The 21,027-nt window shown below is 52.0% G+C and carries 13 protein-coding genes; 2 read left to right on the top strand and 11 right to left on the bottom strand.

Going from position 1 to position 21,027, the window contains the following annotated elements; genetic code table 11:
* Positions 1 to 249 precede the first annotated feature (249 nt).
* The 5 genes from D570_RS0103375 to D570_RS0103355 all read right to left on the bottom strand — a co-directional run bounded on the left by D570_RS0103375 (position 250) and on the right by D570_RS0103355 (position 11,079).
* Complete coding sequence (locus tag D570_RS0103375; RefSeq protein ID WP_156812218.1) at positions 250 to 3,411, bottom strand: zinc-ribbon domain-containing protein; 3,162 nt, start codon at positions 3,409 to 3,411, stop codon at positions 250 to 252.
* Positions 3,412 to 3,705: 294 nt separating this feature from the next.
* On the bottom strand, positions 3,706 to 5,952 hold the full coding sequence (locus D570_RS0103370) for an exo-alpha-(1->6)-L-arabinopyranosidase (protein WP_018142993.1): 2,247 nt from the start codon (positions 5,950 to 5,952) through the stop codon (positions 3,706 to 3,708).
* A 74-nt stretch (positions 5,953 to 6,026) separates the two neighbouring features.
* On the bottom strand, positions 6,027 to 8,135 hold the full coding sequence (locus tag D570_RS0103365; protein ID WP_018142992.1) for a beta-galactosidase: 2,109 nt from the start codon (positions 8,133 to 8,135) through the stop codon (positions 6,027 to 6,029).
* A gap of 189 nt (positions 8,136 to 8,324) precedes the next feature.
* Positions 8,325 to 9,668 carry a glycoside hydrolase family 30 protein gene (locus D570_RS0103360; RefSeq protein WP_018142991.1) on the bottom strand — a complete coding sequence of 448 codons (1,344 nt, stop codon included), beginning with the start codon at positions 9,666 to 9,668 and terminating at the stop codon, positions 8,325 to 8,327.
* A gap of 151 nt (positions 9,669 to 9,819) precedes the next feature.
* On the bottom strand, positions 9,820 to 11,079 hold the full coding sequence (locus D570_RS0103355; RefSeq protein WP_018142990.1) for an MFS transporter: 1,260 nt from the start codon (positions 11,077 to 11,079) through the stop codon (positions 9,820 to 9,822).
* Positions 11,080 to 11,728: 649 nt separating this feature from the next.
* Between D570_RS0103355 and D570_RS0103350 the strand changes: the two genes are divergently transcribed.
* Positions 11,729 to 13,435 carry a hypothetical protein gene (locus D570_RS0103350; protein ID WP_018142989.1) on the top strand — a complete coding sequence of 569 codons (1,707 nt, stop codon included), beginning with the start codon at positions 11,729 to 11,731 and terminating at the stop codon, positions 13,433 to 13,435.
* Positions 13,436 to 13,496: 61 nt separating this feature from the next.
* The gene (locus D570_RS0103345) at positions 13,497 to 14,975 is read left to right on the top strand and encodes an amino acid permease (protein ID WP_018142988.1); all 1,479 of its coding nucleotides are present in this window, start codon (positions 13,497 to 13,499) and stop codon (positions 14,973 to 14,975) included.
* A gap of 123 nt (positions 14,976 to 15,098) precedes the next feature.
* On the opposite strand, the gene D570_RS0103340 is transcribed toward D570_RS0103345, so the two are convergent.
* From D570_RS0103340 to D570_RS0103315, 6 genes are all read right to left on the bottom strand, one after another.
* Positions 15,099 to 15,632, bottom strand: a complete 534-nt coding sequence (locus D570_RS0103340) for an FMN-binding protein (protein WP_018142987.1) — start codon at positions 15,630 to 15,632, stop codon at positions 15,099 to 15,101.
* Between the two features lie 19 nt (positions 15,633 to 15,651).
* Positions 15,652 to 16,446: an ABC transporter ATP-binding protein gene (locus D570_RS0103335; protein ID WP_018142986.1), complete on the bottom strand. Its 795-nt coding sequence runs from the start codon at positions 16,444 to 16,446 to the stop codon at positions 15,652 to 15,654.
* A gap of 2 nt (positions 16,447 to 16,448) precedes the next feature.
* Positions 16,449 to 17,600: an ABC transporter permease gene (locus D570_RS0103330; protein ID WP_026181834.1), complete on the bottom strand. Its 1,152-nt coding sequence runs from the start codon at positions 17,598 to 17,600 to the stop codon at positions 16,449 to 16,451.
* A gap of 130 nt (positions 17,601 to 17,730) precedes the next feature.
* A complete protein-coding gene (locus D570_RS0103325; RefSeq protein WP_018142984.1) occupies positions 17,731 to 19,041 on the bottom strand; it encodes an ABC transporter permease in 1,311 nt (436 codons plus the stop codon).
* Between the two features lie 12 nt (positions 19,042 to 19,053).
* The gene (locus D570_RS0103320) at positions 19,054 to 20,325 is read right to left on the bottom strand and encodes a Fe-S-containing protein (protein WP_018142983.1); all 1,272 of its coding nucleotides are present in this window, start codon (positions 20,323 to 20,325) and stop codon (positions 19,054 to 19,056) included.
* 65 nt (positions 20,326 to 20,390) lie between these two features.
* Positions 20,391 to 21,020 (bottom strand): iron transporter, encoded by a 630-nt coding sequence (locus tag D570_RS0103315; RefSeq protein WP_018142982.1) that lies wholly within the window; start codon positions 21,018 to 21,020, stop codon positions 20,391 to 20,393.
* Positions 21,021 to 21,027 lie beyond the last annotated feature (7 nt).

The raw sequence follows: 21,027 nt of genomic DNA, 5'->3' as shown, positions 1-21,027 counted from the left end.
GCGCAGACTCTTCGCCCGCTAACCGCTTCTGCATCTGCGCCTCGCGCAATGATTCTTCGTCCGTCATGAACTCTCCAATTTTCAGCCCAACACACTGTTTTACGTTGATTAGTTTAGCTTGTGGTGCTGTACTAATGGCGTAATTATTTTATCCTGAATGGATTTTTGAATTTCAGATAGAAAAATCTGCCCCGTGCCGATAGAAGCACGAGGCAGATGTGTGGAGGGAAGAATTGCGGAGACTAGTGTTTAGTAATCTGACAACTCCACAGTTACGGTGTCTCCATCGATTTCGTAGGTTCCACTGGCATAGAAGGTATCGCTCGTTTCCGTGGACGTCCAGTCATCGTTGAAGAATCCCTTGTATTCGTAAGTGAGATTGACTTTACCGTTGTAGTCTGTGCTGAATTCGTCGTATCCCGGGTAGATGCTACTGACCGTTGGATACTTGGATACGGACCAGACGAAGTTGCGGTAATTGCTCGAATTGTACGTGTAGAAGCTAAATGGGCAGCCTTCCGGATCTGCCTCGGTAGACTTCACACATTCGTCAATCTTGTCCTTAATGGCTTGATTGATGGCTTCCTTCAACGCATCCGTGGCGGTAACGCTCAAATCTGCCGTTGCCGCATAATCCGTGGACACGGTTACGGTATCGTCCTGTGCGGTGAAGAACTTGGTTTCTGGGATGGAAACCGTGTACTTTCCTGGATACACTTTGAAAGTCATGTAGCCCATGCTCGTATCGATGGCATTTGAGGAATCCACGGTGACACCGTTGACGGTCACCGACTCAATACCACCCGAAGCTGAAACGTTTAGCTCTTGCACGAGAGGCTCACTAATGGCCCAGTTCTTGAAAATCAGGAACTTCGAGCCGGAGGTGACCAGATTGAGCGTACCTTCGTAAGAACTGCCATCCAAGCTGTAGGTGTAGTGCGCGGTGGCGGTACCGTTGGAATTTGTTTTTACATCGCTGACGTGCACATTTGAAATCGTGGCATTTTCGCCCTTCGCAGCAGCCTGGGTTAGCAGAGCGCGCTGGGAGGAGTTTACCTGCGGATCCGCGATCTCGTTTGCCTTGTCATAATCGCCAGAAGCAAGGGCAGACATGTAACTATCCACGACTCCCTTCGGGCTAAACACCGTATTGCTCAGCACGCCGTAGCCGATGCCGAGGAGAGCAAGCAGGCCCGCAATTGCTACGATGAGGATGATGATGGACTTGGTCTTTTTGTTCATCGGCTTGGATTGAGCGGCTGCAGGTGCCACACCTGGAGCAGGCGTTGGCGCTGCGTTTGGTGTCCCGTTTGGCGTTGCTTGTGCGGACATATTCGCAGCTACGCCCGGAGCTGGCATTGGCGCTTGAGATGGTGCGCCCGTTGATGGAGTAGCTTGAGCCGAAGTCGTATTAGCACCCAGAGCTGAGTCTGCAGCTAATCCACCGACCACTGCCGCAGGTGTAGCGCCCGAGCCCGTGTGCTCTGCCGATGGATCCGATATAACGGTTGTATCGATTCCCGATTGCTGAGGTGCGTTATTTCCCTGTGCGTTAACCTGGGAGAATTGTGTGGTTTGCGTATTATCCCCGCCCTGATTTGGCAGGGTAGCAGCCGCCGCAGTAGCACCGGCCGCCGCTGCGCCTACGACCACGGTGCCACCCGCGAGGAATTTCCACAATCCTGGCGCAGATGCGATGACGGTAGGTCCCACAGTACGTGCCAATGCCTCGATAACGACGGTCCAGATAGCTGCGAGGAGGAAGGACCAGAAGGAGACGCCAAAGGTCATGCCCACGACCATGCCAGCTGTACCGCCGCCACCGCCAGCGCCAATCGTAAAGAAGAGGACGGAGCTGATAATCCAGATAGCCGCCACAGCCACCGGCGCCTTCCAGATATGCTCCCAGCCCACATATGCGGTGTCATACATATTGCGCGCCGCCAGACGCAGTGCAATGTAGAAGGTGACCACAAGGAAGAGCAAGGCACCAATCCACAAAATCCACATGCCATCCTGGCTCATGAGCGCAGAGTTAAACAACGATACGGATGCTGAGCTACTTTGAGATATACTTGAGGTCAGCGAGCCGAAGGAAAATACGGCAAGCAATGCCGCCGATAGCATAGGCAAGAAGGTTGGCAACAGACCAATTGCGCCCAGCTCTCCGGCACCAATGGCGTATAACACGATGAAAATTACCGCCAAAACGATGCCAAAGGCCGCGTAAATCACGGTAATCTCAGCCGTTGTGCGCACAAAGCCACGGCTGCTACGCATCCAATTCCATGCCGCAGTAAAGACGTTACTTCCTTGCGGAGCAAACTCCGCGAGATAGAAGCCACACAAAGATCCGAGAGCCGCGATAATCAGTGGCAGGAAGAAGGTGCGTACAGTCAGGCCGGAAATTTGGTAGTACTCGCTGGACACACGAGACAGCAAACCAAAAATCACGTAGACGATACCAGCACCGAAGCCCACGGCCAAAGAGCTAGCAACGCCCAACCACCTAAATTTCATAGCATACTTGCGCGCGCCTTGGTACGCGCCGAAGGCACAACCCAGTGCCAATGCCACACCAGACAATGAAATCGGCATCCACATGTACATGGAAGCGCCAAATCCGCTCATGCTGAAGGATCCCGAGGCGCCCATGACAAGAGCAGACATGAGGGCCTGTAGAATATTGGCATTGCCATCTGCACCCAGAATTTCAGACATGGATGAGGTGCCGGAAATCATTGGCAGCTCATCGGCGATATCACCGAGCCCGCCCATCAAGGTGAGCGCTGAAATCAGGGCCAAAACAAGGGCGCTACCCACACCTATGCCCAGCGTTATCAGCGCCGTTTGCCATACGTGTGGCTTCGCTGCTTCTTGGCCGAGTTTGTTGATATCTTCTTCCAAATTATCTGGAATCATAGTGACAAAGGGCGAAGGCGTAGCTTGCCCGCCTTGAGAAGCACCCGGAGCACCTGGCATACCCGGCTGCGGCATAGCCCCGCCCGCAGGAGCCTGTGCAGACGGCTGAGCAGTCGATTGCACAGGAGGCACGAAAATAGGCGGATTCGCCGAAGCTGCCTCTGCGCCCATACCCTCATTATTTCCAGCATTACCTGCCTGAGGATATGAAAATGCCGCCTGATTATCGGCAACAGGCGGCATGGATTGTGTGTGATTATGTGGAGTAGTAGCATCCATCGGCGGAATCTCAGCAGTACGATTCGCGGAAGCACTCATAGTAGCATTTCCAACGGCTGGCGGCGTGGCTACTACCGGCGGTGTTGCTACCACAGGCGGTGTCGACGAAGAATTCTCAGCATTCCCCGCGTTTATAGGCAATGGATTGCCACAGTTTGCACAGATTTGGTCACCCTCGCGGGCTTCTGCGCCACACTTTGGACAAAGCATGGTCTTTCCTTTCTCTTTCAGCAAGTAGCCCATGCATCTCACAAACTCCCTCACACCTTGGAGGCATAACGGCAAGTAAATAGTCAACCTTGAACACTTGCTCCTTAGGGCTATTCTAACCTGAAAAGTACTCAGAAAACTTTATGCGTTTTATGCAAAAACATTACACTTTCTCATGACTGCTTTGTTCTTGCAACAAAAACCGGTACACAGGCACGAAAAAGGCATCCTCCCCCGAGTTGGAAACCCGTGCGAGAATGCCTTCGCGACTAGCTGGAGAACTTAATGTGCCTGCTAGTTCTGAGCTTGTGCACGCTCAGCCGCATACTCATCGAGCAAGAACTGTGTCAAACGCCTTCCGTCCTTGCCGAAGAGGACTGGCATGGAATTAATTGGCATGGTATCCATAAAGATCTGCACGGCCACATTATCCTCCGGAATGGCTGGGAGCTCACCGGCCCTACCCTTGTCTAGCATGTGCTGCACGGCCACGCTACCGTATGGGTCAGCCTTGAACTCGCCGAAATTGGACCATTCGTTGAGCTCTGCATAGAAGTCATCACCCTGGAGCTCCACGGTTTCACGTGAAACGATGTCGCGTGAGGATGTTGCTACTTCTACACCGTATTCGCCGGCGACGACGCGCCATGTATGGTCTTTCTCAGACCAGTAGGCAAAGGCACGCGTATCCAGCTCGAACTCTACAGAAGTAGACTCGCCCGCCTTGAGGAAGACCTTCTTAAAGCCCTTCAACTCGTGTACTGGGCGCTCCACAGGCGTGGTATCCGCAGGGTTGACGTAAACCTGTACAACCTCAGCACCGTCCACATCGGAGGTGTTGGTCACCAACGCACGCACACGAGCAGAGGTGTTGCCCGTAGCCTCCACGCTCACACCAGAAATATCGAAGGTGGAGTAGCTTAAACCGAAGCCGAATGGATAAGCCACGTCTACGTCGAAGCTGTCATAGTAGCGGTATCCCACGAATACACCTTCGCCGTAGTCGACCACGCGGTCGCCACCAGGCCAGTTCACCATAGAAGGGTCATCCTTGATATCCAATGGGAAGGATTGTGCGAGCTTACCGGACGGATTGGCATCGCCGAAGATGATATCCGACACAGCACTTCCGCCCGCCTGGCCGAGCAACCAGGTTTCCAAAATAGCCTCAGCATCGTCTTGCCAAGGGTTCATCTGTACGGCAGAACCATTCGACAGTGCCACGATGACATGTGGATTTGCATCTGCCACGGTTTCCAGCAATTTGAGCTGCTTAGCAGGCAAGTCCAAATGCGTACGGTCGAAGCCTTCGGATTCTTCCTCTTCCGGCAGCCCGAGGTACATGAGTACCACATCCGCATCCTCAGCAGCGAGCACGGCTTGAGCCGTCAATTCTTCCGTCTGCTCGGCACGGTCCAAGGTAAAGCCCGGCACGAAGGTGTAGTTTGCGCCACGCTCGTCCAAAGCATCCACGAAGGAGGTCATCTTCGTAGGGTTGATATGAGAGGAACCGCCACCCTGGTAGCGTGGTGTGCGCGCGAATTCGCCGATAACGGCCAGCTTGGTGTCTGCAGCCAGTGGCAACAGCGCGTCTTCGTTCTTGAGCATAACGATGGATTCTTGAGCTGCGCGGCGTGCGACGGCGTGATGTGCATCCTTGTCGAAGACAAAGCCTTCACGCTCCATGGCTTCCTGAGCCTTCGCCACAAGGTCGAGCATGCCCTGAGCCATAGCATCGAGCTGCTCCTGCTTCACACGACCGTCTTTCACGGCTACGACGATTTCATCATCGGTAAAGCTTGGTGGCATTTCGAGATTCAGACCGGCGTTGAGAGATGCCACACGGTCGTGCACAGCGCCCCAGTCGCTCATGACGATGCCTTCGAAGCCCCATTCCTTGCGCAATACATCGGTGAGGAGCCACTTATTTTCGGAGCCGAATGCGCCGTTGAGCTGATTGTATGCGCACATAATAGTCCATGGCTGTGCGGTTTTCACAATGTGCTCGAAGGCTGGCAGGTAAATCTCACGCAATGCACGCTCAGAAATGCGCGCATTAATGCGCAGGCGATCGGTTTCCTGATTGTTTGCTGCGAAGTGCTTCAGGGAGGTCCCCACACCCTGGGACTGCACGCCTTCGACGATGCCAATGGCTTCATGACCGGCCAGATAAGGATCTTCGGACCAGTATTCGAAGGAGCGTCCACCCAAAGGATTGCGCTTAATGTTTACGCCTGGGCCAAGGATGACGGCTACGTCTTCCTGTACGCACTCCTCGCCCATGGCCACGCCGACTTCGCGGACGAGTTCAGGATTCCACGAGCTGGACATGCCCGCAGCTGGTGGGAAGCAGGTTGCTGGTACGGTATTTTTCATATCCAAGGCAGCCGTTTCCGAGTCTTCCTTACGCAATCCGTGAGGACCATCCGTCAGCATGTAGCCTGGTACGCCGGCGCGTTCCACAGCTTGGAAATGCCATGCATCGCCACCGGAGGTTAACGATGCCTTTTCTTCTAGGGTTAAATCGTTTACATTCACCATTGATTTCTCCATTTAACACGTATGCGAGCAGCGGCTTGGCTCCCCTGCCTCACATGACTATTTTATCCAAGCGTTTAACTCAGAATGACAGCAAGATTCCAGCGGCCGATAGTAATGCTCTCGCCTTGCTGGACGTTTGTACCCGCTGTTAGCGGTGCTGCCTGTCCCGCCAGCTTGCCATCTTGCCCAATAATTTCAGGGGCTACGAGTACCTCGCCGCTGACAGGTGAGGCGAAGGTCTTTTCCTCGGCCGAGTAGTTCAGCAGATAGGTGGCTGTTTTACCTTCTGGCGTAATTGTCTGGCGCACGGTAATAATGCCCGCTAGATCCGCACCCGCGACCTCAATGCCCGCATGTTGCACCGCCTCGCGTAAGATTTCGCGAGTAGCATCGGCGGTTGGAAGGGTGGCAATGTACTGCGCATCGCCCTTGCCAAACGCATGACGCGTCACAGCAGCGTAGCTATCCCATGCATAGTGATCATAAGAAGCCAAGACCTCCGTACCCTCGGAAGGCTTGAGCAATTCAATCAAAGCCTCCGCATTGAAGGTCTGCACTACTGAACCCGAGACAGTTACAGCACCATCTGGGCGGGTGAATTGGTTGTAGCTCATGCCAAATACGTCCGTCAGATCGTGAGGAGCGGCACCCTGCCACACCTTCGTGTCCTTATCGGTGACGAAGGAGCGCATAGAAGATATGAGGTGTCCGCCATCGGCTACATAGGTGCGCAAATTATCAATGGTTTCTTGAGGCGCCACGTACAAAGCAGGCGTAATCACCATGTCGTAACGCGCAATGCGCTCAAGGTCAGCATTGACAGGAATGATGTCCGTCTCTACATTCAGCTCGAAAAGTGCATCGTAGAATCGACGTACCACATCGTTGTACATGAGCTGTCCGCCGAAAGGGAATCCCGTTTCGATGTGGAACCAATTTAAAGCGGTCAATGCTTCGTTGGATACCATAATCGCCACGCGGTTGTTCTTCGTCGCGTGCACTAAGCGTCCACCAATGCTGTCTGCAGCCATCTCTCGTCCAAAAATGCCTGCTTCTTCATAGGTAGGATTCTTTGCAAAATCGTGAGAAAGAACGCCTTTCCAATAGGTTTCGAAGGAGTTGTGGATTGAATGCCAATGCCAGTACATCACTCCATCTGCACCATTTGCCACATGCGAGTACGCTTGCAAACGCAGCTGTCCCGCATATGGAAGCCAGCCGTGCTGACCTTGAGCCTCTGTTTCGAGCACGATGAAGTTTCGGCCACCTTTCACCGATCGTGCTACATCACCACCAAAGCCGATTTCCTTACCTGTCAGATGTTCTTCGGTTGGATGATAAATATCCACACCGGAAATATCTAAGGCCTTGCCGGCTTCAAAGTGGTTGACGGCCGGCTGCACTCCGAAGGAGTAGCCGCGCCATTCATAATCAAAGTTTTGGGTGACGAATTGATCCTCACGCGCGTATTCGCGGACAATAGCCGCCTGCCACGCAAGGAATTCCGTGACAACTGCGCGCCTAAATTCGTCGAAAGCACCACGCAGAGACTGGTTAATAGAGCCGGTGACATCTGGGAAATTCTCCCAGGCATCCACGCGATTGGACCAGTAATCCAAGCCAAAGGCTTTATTCATTTCATCGGTGGAATTGTGGAAACGCTTGCGCAAGGACTGCACGAAGAGTTTTTGCATGTCTGCGCTGGCGCAGTCGTAATACTTGGTTTCGTTGTCCACCTGGAAACCGATGACCTGCTTGTGTGGAGCTGTGTGCGAAATCAGCTTGCGGATAATGCGCTCTGCATAAAAACGGTAGGTGCCGTTGACGATGTCCATGTTTTGGCGAGCGCCGTACTTGGCCTGTCCTGTATTGTCTTGAACGGCGAGCACATGTGGATCCAGCTCGACCAGCCAGCTCGGCACAGCCGCCGTTGGCGTGCCAATAATGACTTTAATATCGTATTTTTCTGCTGCTTCGAGTGCACGGTCGACATGTGCAAAATTGAAAACACCAGGTTCAGGCTCTTCCGTGCTCCACGTGAACTCGGCAATGCGGATGACGTTCATGCCTGCTTCGCGCATCATCTGGAAGTCTTCGTCTATGCGATCAATATTGTGCGGAAGGATGTATTCGTCGTAATAAGCGGCGCCAAAAAGGAATTGGTCTACGTGATTTTTTGCCATGGGAAGTCCTTAAGAATTCTTTCATTATGAGCTTTATGCCGCCGTCTTGCCCAGAATTTGGGTGTTTTGGGTATGCTAAAGCCCACATAATGAGTGTTTGTGTCGAATGAAAAGAGAGGGTTGTTCTGCTCTGCCTCATTGCGTACGACAAAGCAGAACAACCGTGTGAAATCAGCTTAGATTCAGCACTTAGCCGAGGACGAAAGTGTTGAAGGAGCGTGGCTGAAGGGTCACCTCGATACCCTGCTGAGGATTTTCTGGATTTGCAAAGCTGAACTGCATTTCCTTCTCCAAAGCGTTCTGAGCCACGACCACGATAGTGCCATCGGTATTTTCGAAGGCAATAGCCATGGAGTTGAAGTGTCCGCTGGTGCCGAGCACACGAGCGCCTGGCTTGACGAACTTAGCAAAGTGCTTCATCACGTAGTACTCCGGATTGCGAGTAATTTCGCCACTCTTGGAGTCTACGGTGAAGAGGGAGTTCTGCATCCAGCCCCAGGTGGATACTACCTCGGTGAGCACCATATTCCAGTAGGTGTAGGTGGTGGCACCATTGCGCAGATAGTGGTTGATTAAGTGGAAGATGTACTCAGCGTAATCCCAAGCGTTTTCGCCGTTTCCGCACTCGGATTCGGTCTGGAAGATTTCCATCTCTGGCCAGGATTCGTGTGTACGCTGCAAAGCGGCGCGGCCAGCCCACTGGTAGCCTACTGCGGAGATGTACTTGCGCGCATCGTCATCGAAGAGGATGTTATCCACCCAGCGATTGTAGTTATCCATGCGCATGCCGTAGCCTACGCCGGTAAACGCCATGTCTTCTGGGCCGTTCAAGGTGCCCAAACCGATGCGGGTGTCCAGGCCTTCGCGTTCGAAGGTTGGTCCGAGGTAGTCGCGGATGAAGATCTTCATGTCTTCGCTGTCGAAGAGGCAGCTTGGGAACTTCTGGTCTGCGAAGACTTCGTTCTGTGGGAAGATGTGTGAGATTTTGATGCCGTGTGCTTCGTATGCGCGGACGTACTTGACGAAGTAGTTTGCATAGGCCTGCAAATTTTCTGGCGTCATGACGAGGCGGCCGAAGTTGTACACCTTAGGGAACTTCATCCAGGTTGGAGGGGACCAAGGGCTGGCGAAAAGTTCCAAATCTGGCTGGTACTTCTGCGCACGGTGAATGTATGGAATCAAAGTCTGCTCATCGCGTTCTACGCTGAAGTCCTTGAGTTCCAAGTCACCATCGGTTTCGTCGTAGCTGTACCAATTGAGAGAGAAGTCGTTTGCGCCCACTGGTGCACGGTTGAAAACGAAATTCATTTCCGCAGGATCGAAGAGTTCCTTGAATACCTCTTCGGCATCTTCTGGGCTGGCAATTTCTGTTAATGCCTGATAACCGAGCTCGTTAAAGCAGCCACCAAATCCACGGAAAGCCTGGAATTTTTCACCTGTTAATTGCAAATCTTGGGATTCGGAAATTTCGGAAGCGTTAATCGTTTTTTCTACAAATTTTTCATCTGGAGTTGTAGCAATCCATGTTGTCATGATTTTCTTCTTTCAAGCAAGTAGTTCGAAAATACGGTGAGGTATGGGGAGGTAAGAAAGCGCACCGATGGTGCTGTACGTTGCACGTTTGCGCTACGATGCGCTTTCTTTGCTATGAATTCAGAAATGTCACTTAATAGTGTAGGCAGATTTACTTGGTGGAGCGAATCATGTAGATGAATACGACTGCCAGTACCTCAAAGGCGATAGCTACTGGGAATACCATCTGGTAACCCACAGCGATGACGATAACGCCCGTCAAGATAGGTCCAACCATCTGGCCCAAGGTTGTAGCAATGTTGAGGATGCCCAAATCCTTTCCAGCCTCGTCTGGATTTGGCAGTACATCGATGTTCAGAGCCTGATCTACAGCACCGTATACTGCGTAGCCGAAGCCTGCGAGAATAGCGAAGCCGAACATAGACCATTCAGTCTTGAAAATCCATGGGAGCAAGAAGCCCAGGCCCATGGTGATAGCAGACACTGCTACTGGGAGCTTACGGCGGCCAATCTTGTCAGAGATGAAACCAGAGCCCAAAGAGCCGATGAGACCGAAAACCATAATCAAGGTGGACATGAATGCGATGGTGGTAGCAGATGCTTCCTTGGACAAGCCAATATAATCCTGAAGAATATACAGCTGATAGTTCAAAATCATGTAGTAGCCAAAGATAATGGCTGTACGGCCGAGGAATGCGAGCCAGAAGTCGCGCGCACCCTTCGTTGGAGGCGTGAAGGACTTAATGAGATCTGCAAATCCAGACTTGACCGGAGGCAGGTCTGCAGCAGAAGGCTCCTTTGGCCAAATTAATACAGCTGCCAAACCAGAGATACCCATGAGGATACCGGCGACGAGGAAGCCTGGTACAACCATATTGATGAAGAAGGCTGCGATGATGGTACCCATAGACTGGCCGATGGTGGTGCCCAGGGACATGAATGCGGACATACTTGCGCGCATATCTTCCGGCACACGATCAGATAGAGCCGCAATAATCGGCGCAATCATTGCATTCAAACCAAACATGCAGACGCAGTACCAGAAACCTACAATCCAAGGATTGTCAAATACACCGGTGAGGAAGAGGGAAATACCACCGACAATACCGCCGCCCAAAATCCATGGTGTGCGACGACCGAAACGAGAACGGGTACGGTCGGAAAGATTTCCAAAGAGCAAATTAGAAATGAGGGATGCAAAAGCGGTGACGGAGTTCAGTGCCGTGTACACAGCCGTTGCCGTGTTGGAATCGCCGGTTACATCCTTCAAATGCTGTGGCAACAAAACGGAAGCTACGATAGCCAATCCGCCCATCCACAGCAGTGCAAACATTAGGAAGGTGATGTAGTAACGCCAGCGGTCACTAGTTGAGAGCTTTTTTGGCTCTACAGTTGTAGTTTCTCCACTCATGTTATCTCCTTTGATGAGTGTCTCCATTAACTTTATGAGTGTGTGTTGTTAAATGTGAACGTTCACATTTCCCTATTCCCCACATTAGCATAAATTCAGAAAATGCAAAACTAAAAATCCCCAATTAACGAAAATTATCATAGCACGCAGTTAGTAAAATCGTTTAACTATCTCATGAGGCGTGTCGAAACTTTCGTGTAGCCGCTCATGATCCTTTATTTTATGCCGAAAGTGACGCCATACATTGTGTTTCGCTTCCATGATTTCACAAATAGTCCGACCCCGACAGCAACAGAAAATCCCTCTTGACAGCTTTGCCTTACCTGTATTTTTCCCTAATTTATTCTCACATCAACGTTTTACCGCACGAAACACTTGCTCTTGCGTGCATGCACAGGAAATACAGGGACTTGACGTGGCTCCCCTGCTCCATGCGGCGTTGGCATCGAGTGAAATTATCGGCGTTTCTTCACGTGCTTTATGCATGGAGATTATGCGTAATTATTAAAGAAATAATAATATTGTTGTAAATTTACCGTTGTTCTACGCCGTTTTCCACGAGCTCCTACAGGCATTTTCCCCCGTTTGCACCCTCTTTACGCTAAACTATTCACATCAGGGAAGAACGAGAAATAAAGGGACAGTTTTTATGACCGACTCAAACGGTATCCCTTCGATGGGGAATTTTAACCCTAACTCGAAAGATGATGCCATGAACGAATCTCAGTGGGACATTCCTAACTTAGACGGCATCGATTTTGATTTATCTGGGCAGCCAACGGCGGAAAATACACAATCTTTGGCTCAGCTTTCAGAAAGTACGTCGTCATCCTTGCGGGAGATCAATGCCGATACTCCTGATCAAGAGGGCGCGCAGCATGTGGACTCCAGCACCGCCAACGCTTCGGACAATTCTATAGACCCAGAATCCACCGCATCTTTTGATCCGCTCGCCGATGACGCGGACATGCTGCCTGCGGAATTTAACCCGCACACAGAAACTCATACAATTTCGATGGCCTCGCAGGCCGGAGATGCAGGCGATGCCGCTTCTTCTACCGATGACGGTTCGGAAACGGTAGTTTTGGGGGCACCCCTGTCGCCAGTGGATGAAACCACCGTTGCACCGACTACCCCACGCGAAGCCATATCCGGCACCTCTGCATCCGGCACCTCTGCTGCTGAAGACACATCCTCCTTCGATACGGCGTTTACCGAGGCCCTGAATCAGTTTGCCGATGAGGATGATGACCTCGGCAAAACCGGAGAATTCGCCGCCGCAAGCGCTGCGGGCCGCCATTCGCATGTGGCACGCTCGAAGACCAATTCGGACCGCAATACGCGTCGCATCCTCATCTGGGGCATCGTGGCTGTGCTCGTAATTTCGTTGATTGTAGCCGTAGCTATTTTCTGGCGCAATACTGCGAATGCTCAAACGCATCAGCAGATTCTCGCGGAATGCGTATCTAGCCGCAAGGCTGCTGAAGATTCATCCGCAGCTTTGCAAAAGGTGGTGGATGATGCGCAGTCTGCTACCTCCACGCAGTCCAGCGAGGTGGACGATACGACGGTTTTGACCAAGGTAAAGAATGCCGTCAATCAAGCGAGCGCATCCATTGCCAGCGAGAAGGATCTTCAGTCTTGCACAACGGAGCTGAGCGATGCTCAATTGCAGTCCATCACCTCTCAAGCAGACGAGATTGTCACCAATCAAACGCAGTACACGACGACGATTAACGACAGCGTTTCTGCCGTAGATAGCGCAAAATCCAATAAGAGCATTTCCAGCGCCAAGAATGATCTGAGTTCTAAGCGTCAGGAAGCTCAAACCCTGTACGACCAGTCCGCTGGCAAGGTATCTGACGAAACTACACGTGAGAATCTGAAGAAGGCCATTGACGAAGCAGACGAGCTCATTGCACAAAGCACAAAGTCTGTGACAGCGACGCAATACTCCGCCGCTGTGGACACTTTGAACAACACCATGACGGCTGTGCAAAACTCTATGAAGACGTACGAGGAAGCCGAAGCTAAGAAAAATAGGGAAGAAAATACGTCCGGTATTTGTGCACCTTATGCAGGAACCTATGCCAACGGTTCTACGCAGTTCACCTTGAATGGCGACTGTAGCGTGCGTTATGCCGACAATTCCTCCGGCGCTCCAAGTACCTGCACCTTCAGCGACGGCAGCACAGGCAGCTGCGCCACCGTGGATAATCAGGACAACCCGTCACAGATTACGTGGTCTATGGTCTGCACAGGTAACGGCGCATGTCAAAATGCGAACGTTCAACTCTCTACAAACGGCGGTGCCGCTAGCATCAATGTAGGTGGTCAGAGTTTTACAAAACAATGACTCGGGTAGCTCTTTCCACCGCAGCTACAAATAGGCAACAGTGAAGAGAGAGGCTACACCTATGGCTGAAACAACAAATGACCAGAGTCAAGAGAAACTCACGAAGGGTCTCCAGAATCGTCATATCCAGCTCATTGCGCTGGGCGGTGCTATCGGCACCGGACTTTTCTTCGGCTCAGCAGAGTCTATCCAACTTGCTGGTCCATCTATTTTGCTCACCTACCTGCTGGGTGGCGCACTGATTTTCCTTATTGTGCGCGCTCTGGGCGAGATGAGCACCTACGATCCAAAAGCTGGCGCTTTTAGCTACTATGCAAGCCATTATTGGAGTAAGCGCGCCGGATTCGTCAGTGGATGGAATTACTGGGCAAATTATCTGCTCGTATCTATGGTGGAACTTGCCGTAGTCGGACAGTTTGTACAATATTGGTTCCCAAGCATCCCAGCGTGGGTAAGCGCCGCAGTATTTATGGTTTTGATTACTGCCGCAAACCTTCTTGGAGTAAAAGCATTCGGTGAGTTTGAATTCTGGTTTGCCATTATCAAAATTGTTGCCGTAATCGCCATGATTGTTCTTGGTATAGTTGTCATCTTTATGGCTATCCCAGGAGCGGACGGAGCTATCCCAGGTTTGCATAATCTTGCGAACTTCTTCCCTAACGGATTCTTTACCGCACGTGAGGGCTCGGGCGCAGCAGGTGGTGTCACCTACTCTGGCGTTTTGATGGCTCTTGTGGTGGTTATGTTTAGCTTTGGCGGCACGGAACTGATCGGCATTACCGCAGGCGAGGCAGCCGATCCTAAGAAGTCCATTCCTAAGGCAACCAACGAAGTTGTGTGGAGAATTTTGATTTTCTACGTGGCAGCTCTTGCTGTAATTATGTGCGTTGTCCCATGGAATAAGATTGGCGTCCCAAATGCTGACGGCGTGGTGGTTAGTCCATTCGTGCAAATTTTTGACTCCGTGGGCATCCATTTTGCAGCCGGTATTTTGAATTTCGTCTGCTTAACCGCTGTCATTTCTGTATACAATTCCGCGCTGTATTCCAACTCGCGTATGCTGTACTCGCTGTCCATTCAAGGCAACGCACCTAAGTATTTGCAACGCCTGAACAAGCGTGGCGTGCCAGCCAGTGGCGTGATCACTTCTGCTGCTATTACGGTTATCGCTGTGGTGGTTGTGTTCCTCTGGCCTGACTTCGCATTCAACTATCTGATGTCTATTGCCACCTTCTCCGGCATCCTGAATTGGTCGCTGATTGCCATCACTCAGATGAAGTTTAGAAAATTTATTGGAAAAAATGGCGAAAAGGAGCTGACATTTAAGCTTCCATTTGCTAAGATTACTCCTTGGGTCATCCTTGTGGCTATGCTGGTGATTTATGGACTGATGTGGTTCTCACCAAGTTACCGCATTGCTGCATGGTTAGGACCAATCTGGTGCATCGTGCTTGTTGTCGCCTACGAGCTTACTGAGCGTTTCGGTAAGAAGGCAGGCAAGAGCGAGAAGAAGCAACTGGCTGAAAAGGAAGTTGCTTAACCTCCATAGATTTTTTGTCAAGACTGAAAAAGAGCTGCTGGCGTAAGTCAGCAGCTCTTTTTCCATCTCACGGTAAGTATGGAGCGTAGGAATGCGTAACGCTCTTGTATGTGACCAGTTCCTTTAGCTCTGCGCAGCCGCAGCAGAGGCCTCACCGCGCACATTGACCAAAGCCGTATTAAAGGCCTCTGTAGTCCAGCTTGCACCCGCTACCGTATCCACAGTCAAGTCCCGGATATCTTTGCCTTCTACAGCCGCATTGATATTTTGCACGAAGTCCTTGCCATATTTCTTAGAAATAGCACTCGATGACTCTGTGGTCACCTCTACGGAGGAAATCTTGCCATCCTGGATGCTTATGGAGGCATTCATCGTGCTAGCACTATGCTCACCGTAAGTGCCAGAAACGGTATATGTGCCGTCCGCATAGGTGCCCGTATCCGCACTGGCGGCCGGGAAATTCATCTCATTGCTCACTTGGGCAGCATCCGTGCTTGAGCTATTCGAAGACTCGGACGAGCTTGAGGAGTCACTTTGCAAATCCGTATTGTCGCCAGCTGTTGGAGACTGCTGTGCGCATCCTGCAAGTAGCAGCCCCGTGCTCAGCACGCCCGCAGCAGCCAGAGCCATAGCCTGATTGTGTGCTTTCGTTGTCATATCCCTCACCTTGTATGCATTACTCAAATTGTGTCTGATTCATCGTATCTTTTGCCGATTTTGTGGGCGAGACAAAACCATCACTCTTGACGCCAGCAATGGAAGAATCGGTTGCAGCCAAAGCTTCAAAATCCGCACGAGCTTGAGCATCATTCCACTTTTCTCCCACCAGTTTACCGTGGTTTAGCATAATCTCTCGCTGCGCCTGCCCCGCCACGGTGGAATCATGCGTAACGACGATAATCGTGGTGCCCTGTTCATGCAAATTCTTAAAAAGATCCAGCACGATATGCTCGTTCGTCTCATCCAAATTACCCGTAGGCTCGTCTGCCAAGATAATATCTGGGCAGTTAATCAGCGCACGGGCGATGCAGACGCGCTGCTGCTCGCCGCCGGAAAGCTCGCGCGGCAAATGATGTGCGCGGTCTTCCAAACCCACTTGACGCAAAGCCTCCAAGGCCTGCTTCTCGTCCACGACGGAGTGGTAGTACTGAGCCGCCATCACATTTTCCAACGCCGTCAAATGCTGGATGAGATAGAATTTCTGAAACACCAAACCCACCACGTTTTTGCGCACATCTGCCAGTTCACGTTCCCGCAAATGCTCCACGTTTTTGCCTTGGAGGATGACTTCGCCCTTGGTTGGCGAATCCAAGCAACCGATGATATTCATCAGCGTGGTTTTACCCGAGCCGGAGGAGCCCACAATGGATAGCCACTGCCCTTTCGGCACGCTCAGACTCACATCATCCAAAGCATGCAAATCGCCATAAATCTTGGACACATGGTCTAAATGCAATACAATTTCGCTCATTTTTACTCTTCTCGTAATACGACAGCTGGGTTGATTTGAGTTGCCTTACGCACAGGCAGGATAGATGCCACGATGGCTATGATCACGGCCACCAGCACGCACAGGAGCATCAGCCACACATGGGGAGCCGCACTGCGTGCGAAGACGGATTGGATGAGCACAGCCGCCACGACCGCACCCACAAGGACGCCGAGCACGCCGCCGAGCACGCCGTAGATGGCGGATTCTGCGTAAAATTCTTGGGCGATCGACGCATTGGAAGCACCCAAGGCCTTACGCAGTCCGATTTCATTGCGCCGCTGCGAGACAATGGAGGTCATGGTGGTGGATACGCCCACCAAAGTCAGCGCCACGATGACCACGGAAATAATCCAAAACAGCGTGGTCAGCATGGCGATAATGCTGGCATTGGCATGAGAAATCTTGCTCACGGCTTGGGCAGTGACATTCATGGAGGTCATATCGTTGATATTGCTCACTAGCTTATCCAAATCCGCACCGCTGGCTTCCGAAGAATACTCGATAACGTCTGCTCCACGCTCCACACCGGTCAACTTTTCCAGCGTGCTCACCGTAGAGTACACCATAGAATCTTCGTTACCACCCGTACTCACGATGCCCACGATTTGCATGCGTGTGCCGTCCGTGTCCAAAATCGTATCCGTAGAATTTTCATCAATATAGCCCACGGTAATGCTTTCGCCGATTTCTACGCTCAGCTTAGATGCCACATCGGATCCGATTAAAATCTGGTCGTCTTTTTGCGGCCATGAGCCGGTGACATCCCAGAATTTATTCATGGCCTGCACACGCGTCGCATCTATGCCCGCCATTTGGTAGGAGGCCGAATTAATACGCACGGTGTCATACCTATATGTGGCGTGATTTTCATCAAAACCGGTGGCGCGTACCATTTCAGTGGTGTGCTCCACCATGTCTGGTTGAATGCCCTGCGCGGTGACCCCCATTTGATTACTTGTTACCACCAGATTTGCACCGTAGGTGCGCATTTCCTCGGTCATTTGAGCAGGCACCACGATGCACACCATGATTAGTACAAAAAGCGTAGCCGAGCCCACAAGGGAGGCGATGACGGCCATAATGGCGCGCGAGCGGCGGCGTGTAATGGCGGAGCGAATCATAGTCCAGAGCATGGCGCGCTGGGCACGCTCCTGCTTTTTTACGTCTGCAATCGTGTACGTCGGCTGAGCTTCTGAGCTTTCTGCCGCTTTTACGTCTTCTGACTGAGAATTGTGATGTGTCGTATCCACGTCTTTCTCTTCTTTATCTTCCATGTAGCACCTCTGCTGGTTTCACGTTCAAAATGGAGCGCATAGCGGACAAGGATGCTACGAGCACGGTTAACACCAAAAGCACGGCTACGAGCACGAAAACCATCGGTCGCATCACAATGCCGGAGCCGAAGACCACCTGCCCGATGGCCTGCGCAACGCCTGTGCCCAGGAGGGCGCCCACCAGAGCGCCGCATGCGCAAATCGAAGCCGTTTCAGCCAGCACAAAGCGGATAACTTCGCTGTTTTTCGCACCGATAGCCTTGCGCAGTGCCAATTCGCTAGAACGCTCGGCCGTGGCTGCGGCCATAAGATTTGCGACGGCGATGGCGGCGGCTATCAAAGTCAGTGCAGTCATCACAATCATAATGGCTTGAGTTTTGCGCAAAACATTGCCCTGCAGGCTGGCTACTTGACGTACCTGCTTGGCCACTGCCCCCGGGATAACTTCTTCGATTTGGTAAGCGATAGAGCTGACGTACGCCGTGCAATACCAAGTCTCCCACTCGGTTTGAGACACCGCTTCAGGGGACTTTTCCACCTTGCGCGCCAAGTCATTTTCCGGCGTGGTCAGTGCTTTGACCTCTACGTAATTCACACTATCGGCAAGCTGGGTGACGTCTTGGAGCACAGAGGTGGAGGTGAATACGGCTTTATCGTCATCATCGCCCGAAGTAAAAATGCCCGTAACCGTAACGGCATGACTTCTGCCATCGCGTTCCAGCGTCAACGTATCGCCCACCTTGATGGACTGCTCACGCGCAAACGTGGAGCCGACAATGGCCTCATCCGCGTCATCCTGCGGCCAGGTGCCATTCATACTCCACCAGTTCCGCATGGTTTGGATGCCCACCACGGTGGATTCCCCGGTGGTCAGATTCAAGGTTTTCTGGAACCACGTGCCCGCCACAGGTACGCGATCGATGCGGGCATTATGCGCGCTCACCGTGACGTGTTCGTTCAGCTGTGGTGCAAAATTCAAAATATTATACGCCCAGAAAATGGTCTTCATTTTCGGTAAATCGGATTCTTTGATAAACCGCGTCGGATCCGTTTGCGCGGAGCTCGGCGTGGATGCGGAACCAGTGGAGTACAAATCGGAAATAACCGCATCCGACTGTGGACGCACGGTGATGTTTGAGCCATATTCGGACAACTCGTCCGTCAGCTTATCCCCCACATCAAAAACCACGCCCAGCATAGCTGTAGAGACGGTGGCTGCAAGAAGAACAGTAAGCCCCATGAGCACACGTTTTCGCAGTTCTTGCGTCAAGGAGCGCGCAATCATTCGCACAAAAAACATGATCCCTCCTTACTATCTTCTAAAGTATGAGCTCATCGCATCCAAGTCGGATGCCTGCACCGTTACCGTGGTGCCGTCGTTATTAAAGTTGATGGGCACAGGATTGCAACCACCCTTGAAACCGATGGTTGCCACATTCATAGCCACATCACATTTTTTGCAAATAATTTTGCCGTCTTTTTCGTAATATCCTGCATCGCCGCAGTTATCGCAGGCATCGAGCACGACTACGATGGCGCCGGCACCCTTTTTAATGGCGAGGAAACGCATGGTTGTGCCGTCATTGGCGGTGTATTCAAAGCGATGCAAATGACCATCCGAGACCTGAGTGACGGGAATCTGTGCCACGCCATCCTTGAGCTCGTAAGATTCAGGCTCAGACAGCTTAATTTCCACCTGTGTGGCAGCCACACCGTACGTTAAGGCGGCACCCACGCTCAGAACGGCTAACAAGCTAAAGGCCACGGCAGCATAGGCATGACGCTTGAATTTGCGCTTGGTACGCACCACGGCAATGGTTTCACCCTCGAGCGGCGTCTTCCACCCGGCGATGAGCGTAATGATAATGGGAATAATAAAAATGCAGGCTTGCGCAATGACGATAGCAAGCGAATGGTTCAATCCCCACGCCAGCCAGGAAAAAACGACCCTGTTTAGCCGTATAACGCGTGTGCTAAAGAGAATTTGCACGACATCGATGCTGTGCTGCACGGCGATGAGTAGCGTGAGTAAAAAGCCCGTTAATGCGAAATACCAAGGCGCGATGCTGGATTTCATCGAGGTAAAAATCGCCGCAATAACCACGCTGGCGCCGATGCCCAGCACAAATCCCAGCGCCCGCAGCAGCATATCGGAGGTGAAAATGCTCTGTCCGGTTTCTACGAAATTCGTGACATTCAAAATCACATCCGGGAAAGCACGGAAATACGTCAAGGCAAGGCCGAGGGCAAAAATGTAATTCACGATATCCGCCGTACGCGCAGACACCTCTACGCGACGCCGGGCCATCATGCGCGCGAAAATGACCAACACGGCAACATCTGCGATGATGCAGAGCACCAGCGTAGGCAGATTCACGGCCGTGCGCTGTGTGATAACGCCGGTGCCGCGCAAACTGGCAAAAATGACTGCCCCAATAAGCCCTACAATAACGCCGCCGAGGCGTGCAAACCGGCTGGAGCGGTGATATTTCACATCCGCAGGTTTGCACACGGCTCCCATCACCATGGTCAGGACGATGGGAGCAAAAGAGCCTGGAAGCGCATGAACGAATTGATCGAGCATAAACTCTACGCCTTGCCTTTACTATTCAAAAACTCCCTCACAACGTCTGAGGCCGCTGCGAGAAATTACCACTGCATTGGGGTGTAGTCCCAGTCGAAGTTAGCTTCCAAAGGCGTGGTCCAGAACTTACCTTTCACGCCCGTTTCAGAGTCCACATGCAGTGCCCAACCCTTTTCCGAAGGTGAAGCAATGGTGAGCTTGACGGTATAGGAACCGGCGGTGTCGAGCTTGACGTTCGCACCGTAGTGAGGGCCGTCATCCGCATTCATCTGCATGAAGGTGCCCGAAGCAGCGGTTTCGTTGCTGTCCTTGTTGATGATTTCGTAGGTTACGGTCAAATCTGGCACGTATTCGCCGCTGGCATAGCCAAGATTGTTATCTTTCAGCGCGTGAATATCCGCTTCGAGGTGGAAGCTGGACTCAGCGGCTGAAAGACCCATGCCGGCTGGCTCCATATCTACGGGCTGGAAGTACACCATCGCCACGTTCAGCGGGCCGACTTCCTGATCATCCCCGATAGGGAACTCCTCGAAACCGACGGCGGTGGAATTTGAGTCCGAGTTCGAGTCAGACTGGCTGCTCGAGGTGGAGGAATCGGAGGAACTACTGCTCGAGGTGTTGTTTGCACACGCGGCGAGGCTTAGGCTACCTGCGAGAATGAGTGCTACGGCAACTGCGAGATTCTTTTTCTTCATTATTTAT

Source organism: Alloscardovia criceti DSM 17774, from assembly GCF_000376885.1.
GTDB lineage: Bacteria > Actinomycetota > Actinomycetes > Actinomycetales > Bifidobacteriaceae > Alloscardovia > Alloscardovia criceti.
This window is presented reverse-complemented; position numbering and strand designations above follow the sequence as displayed.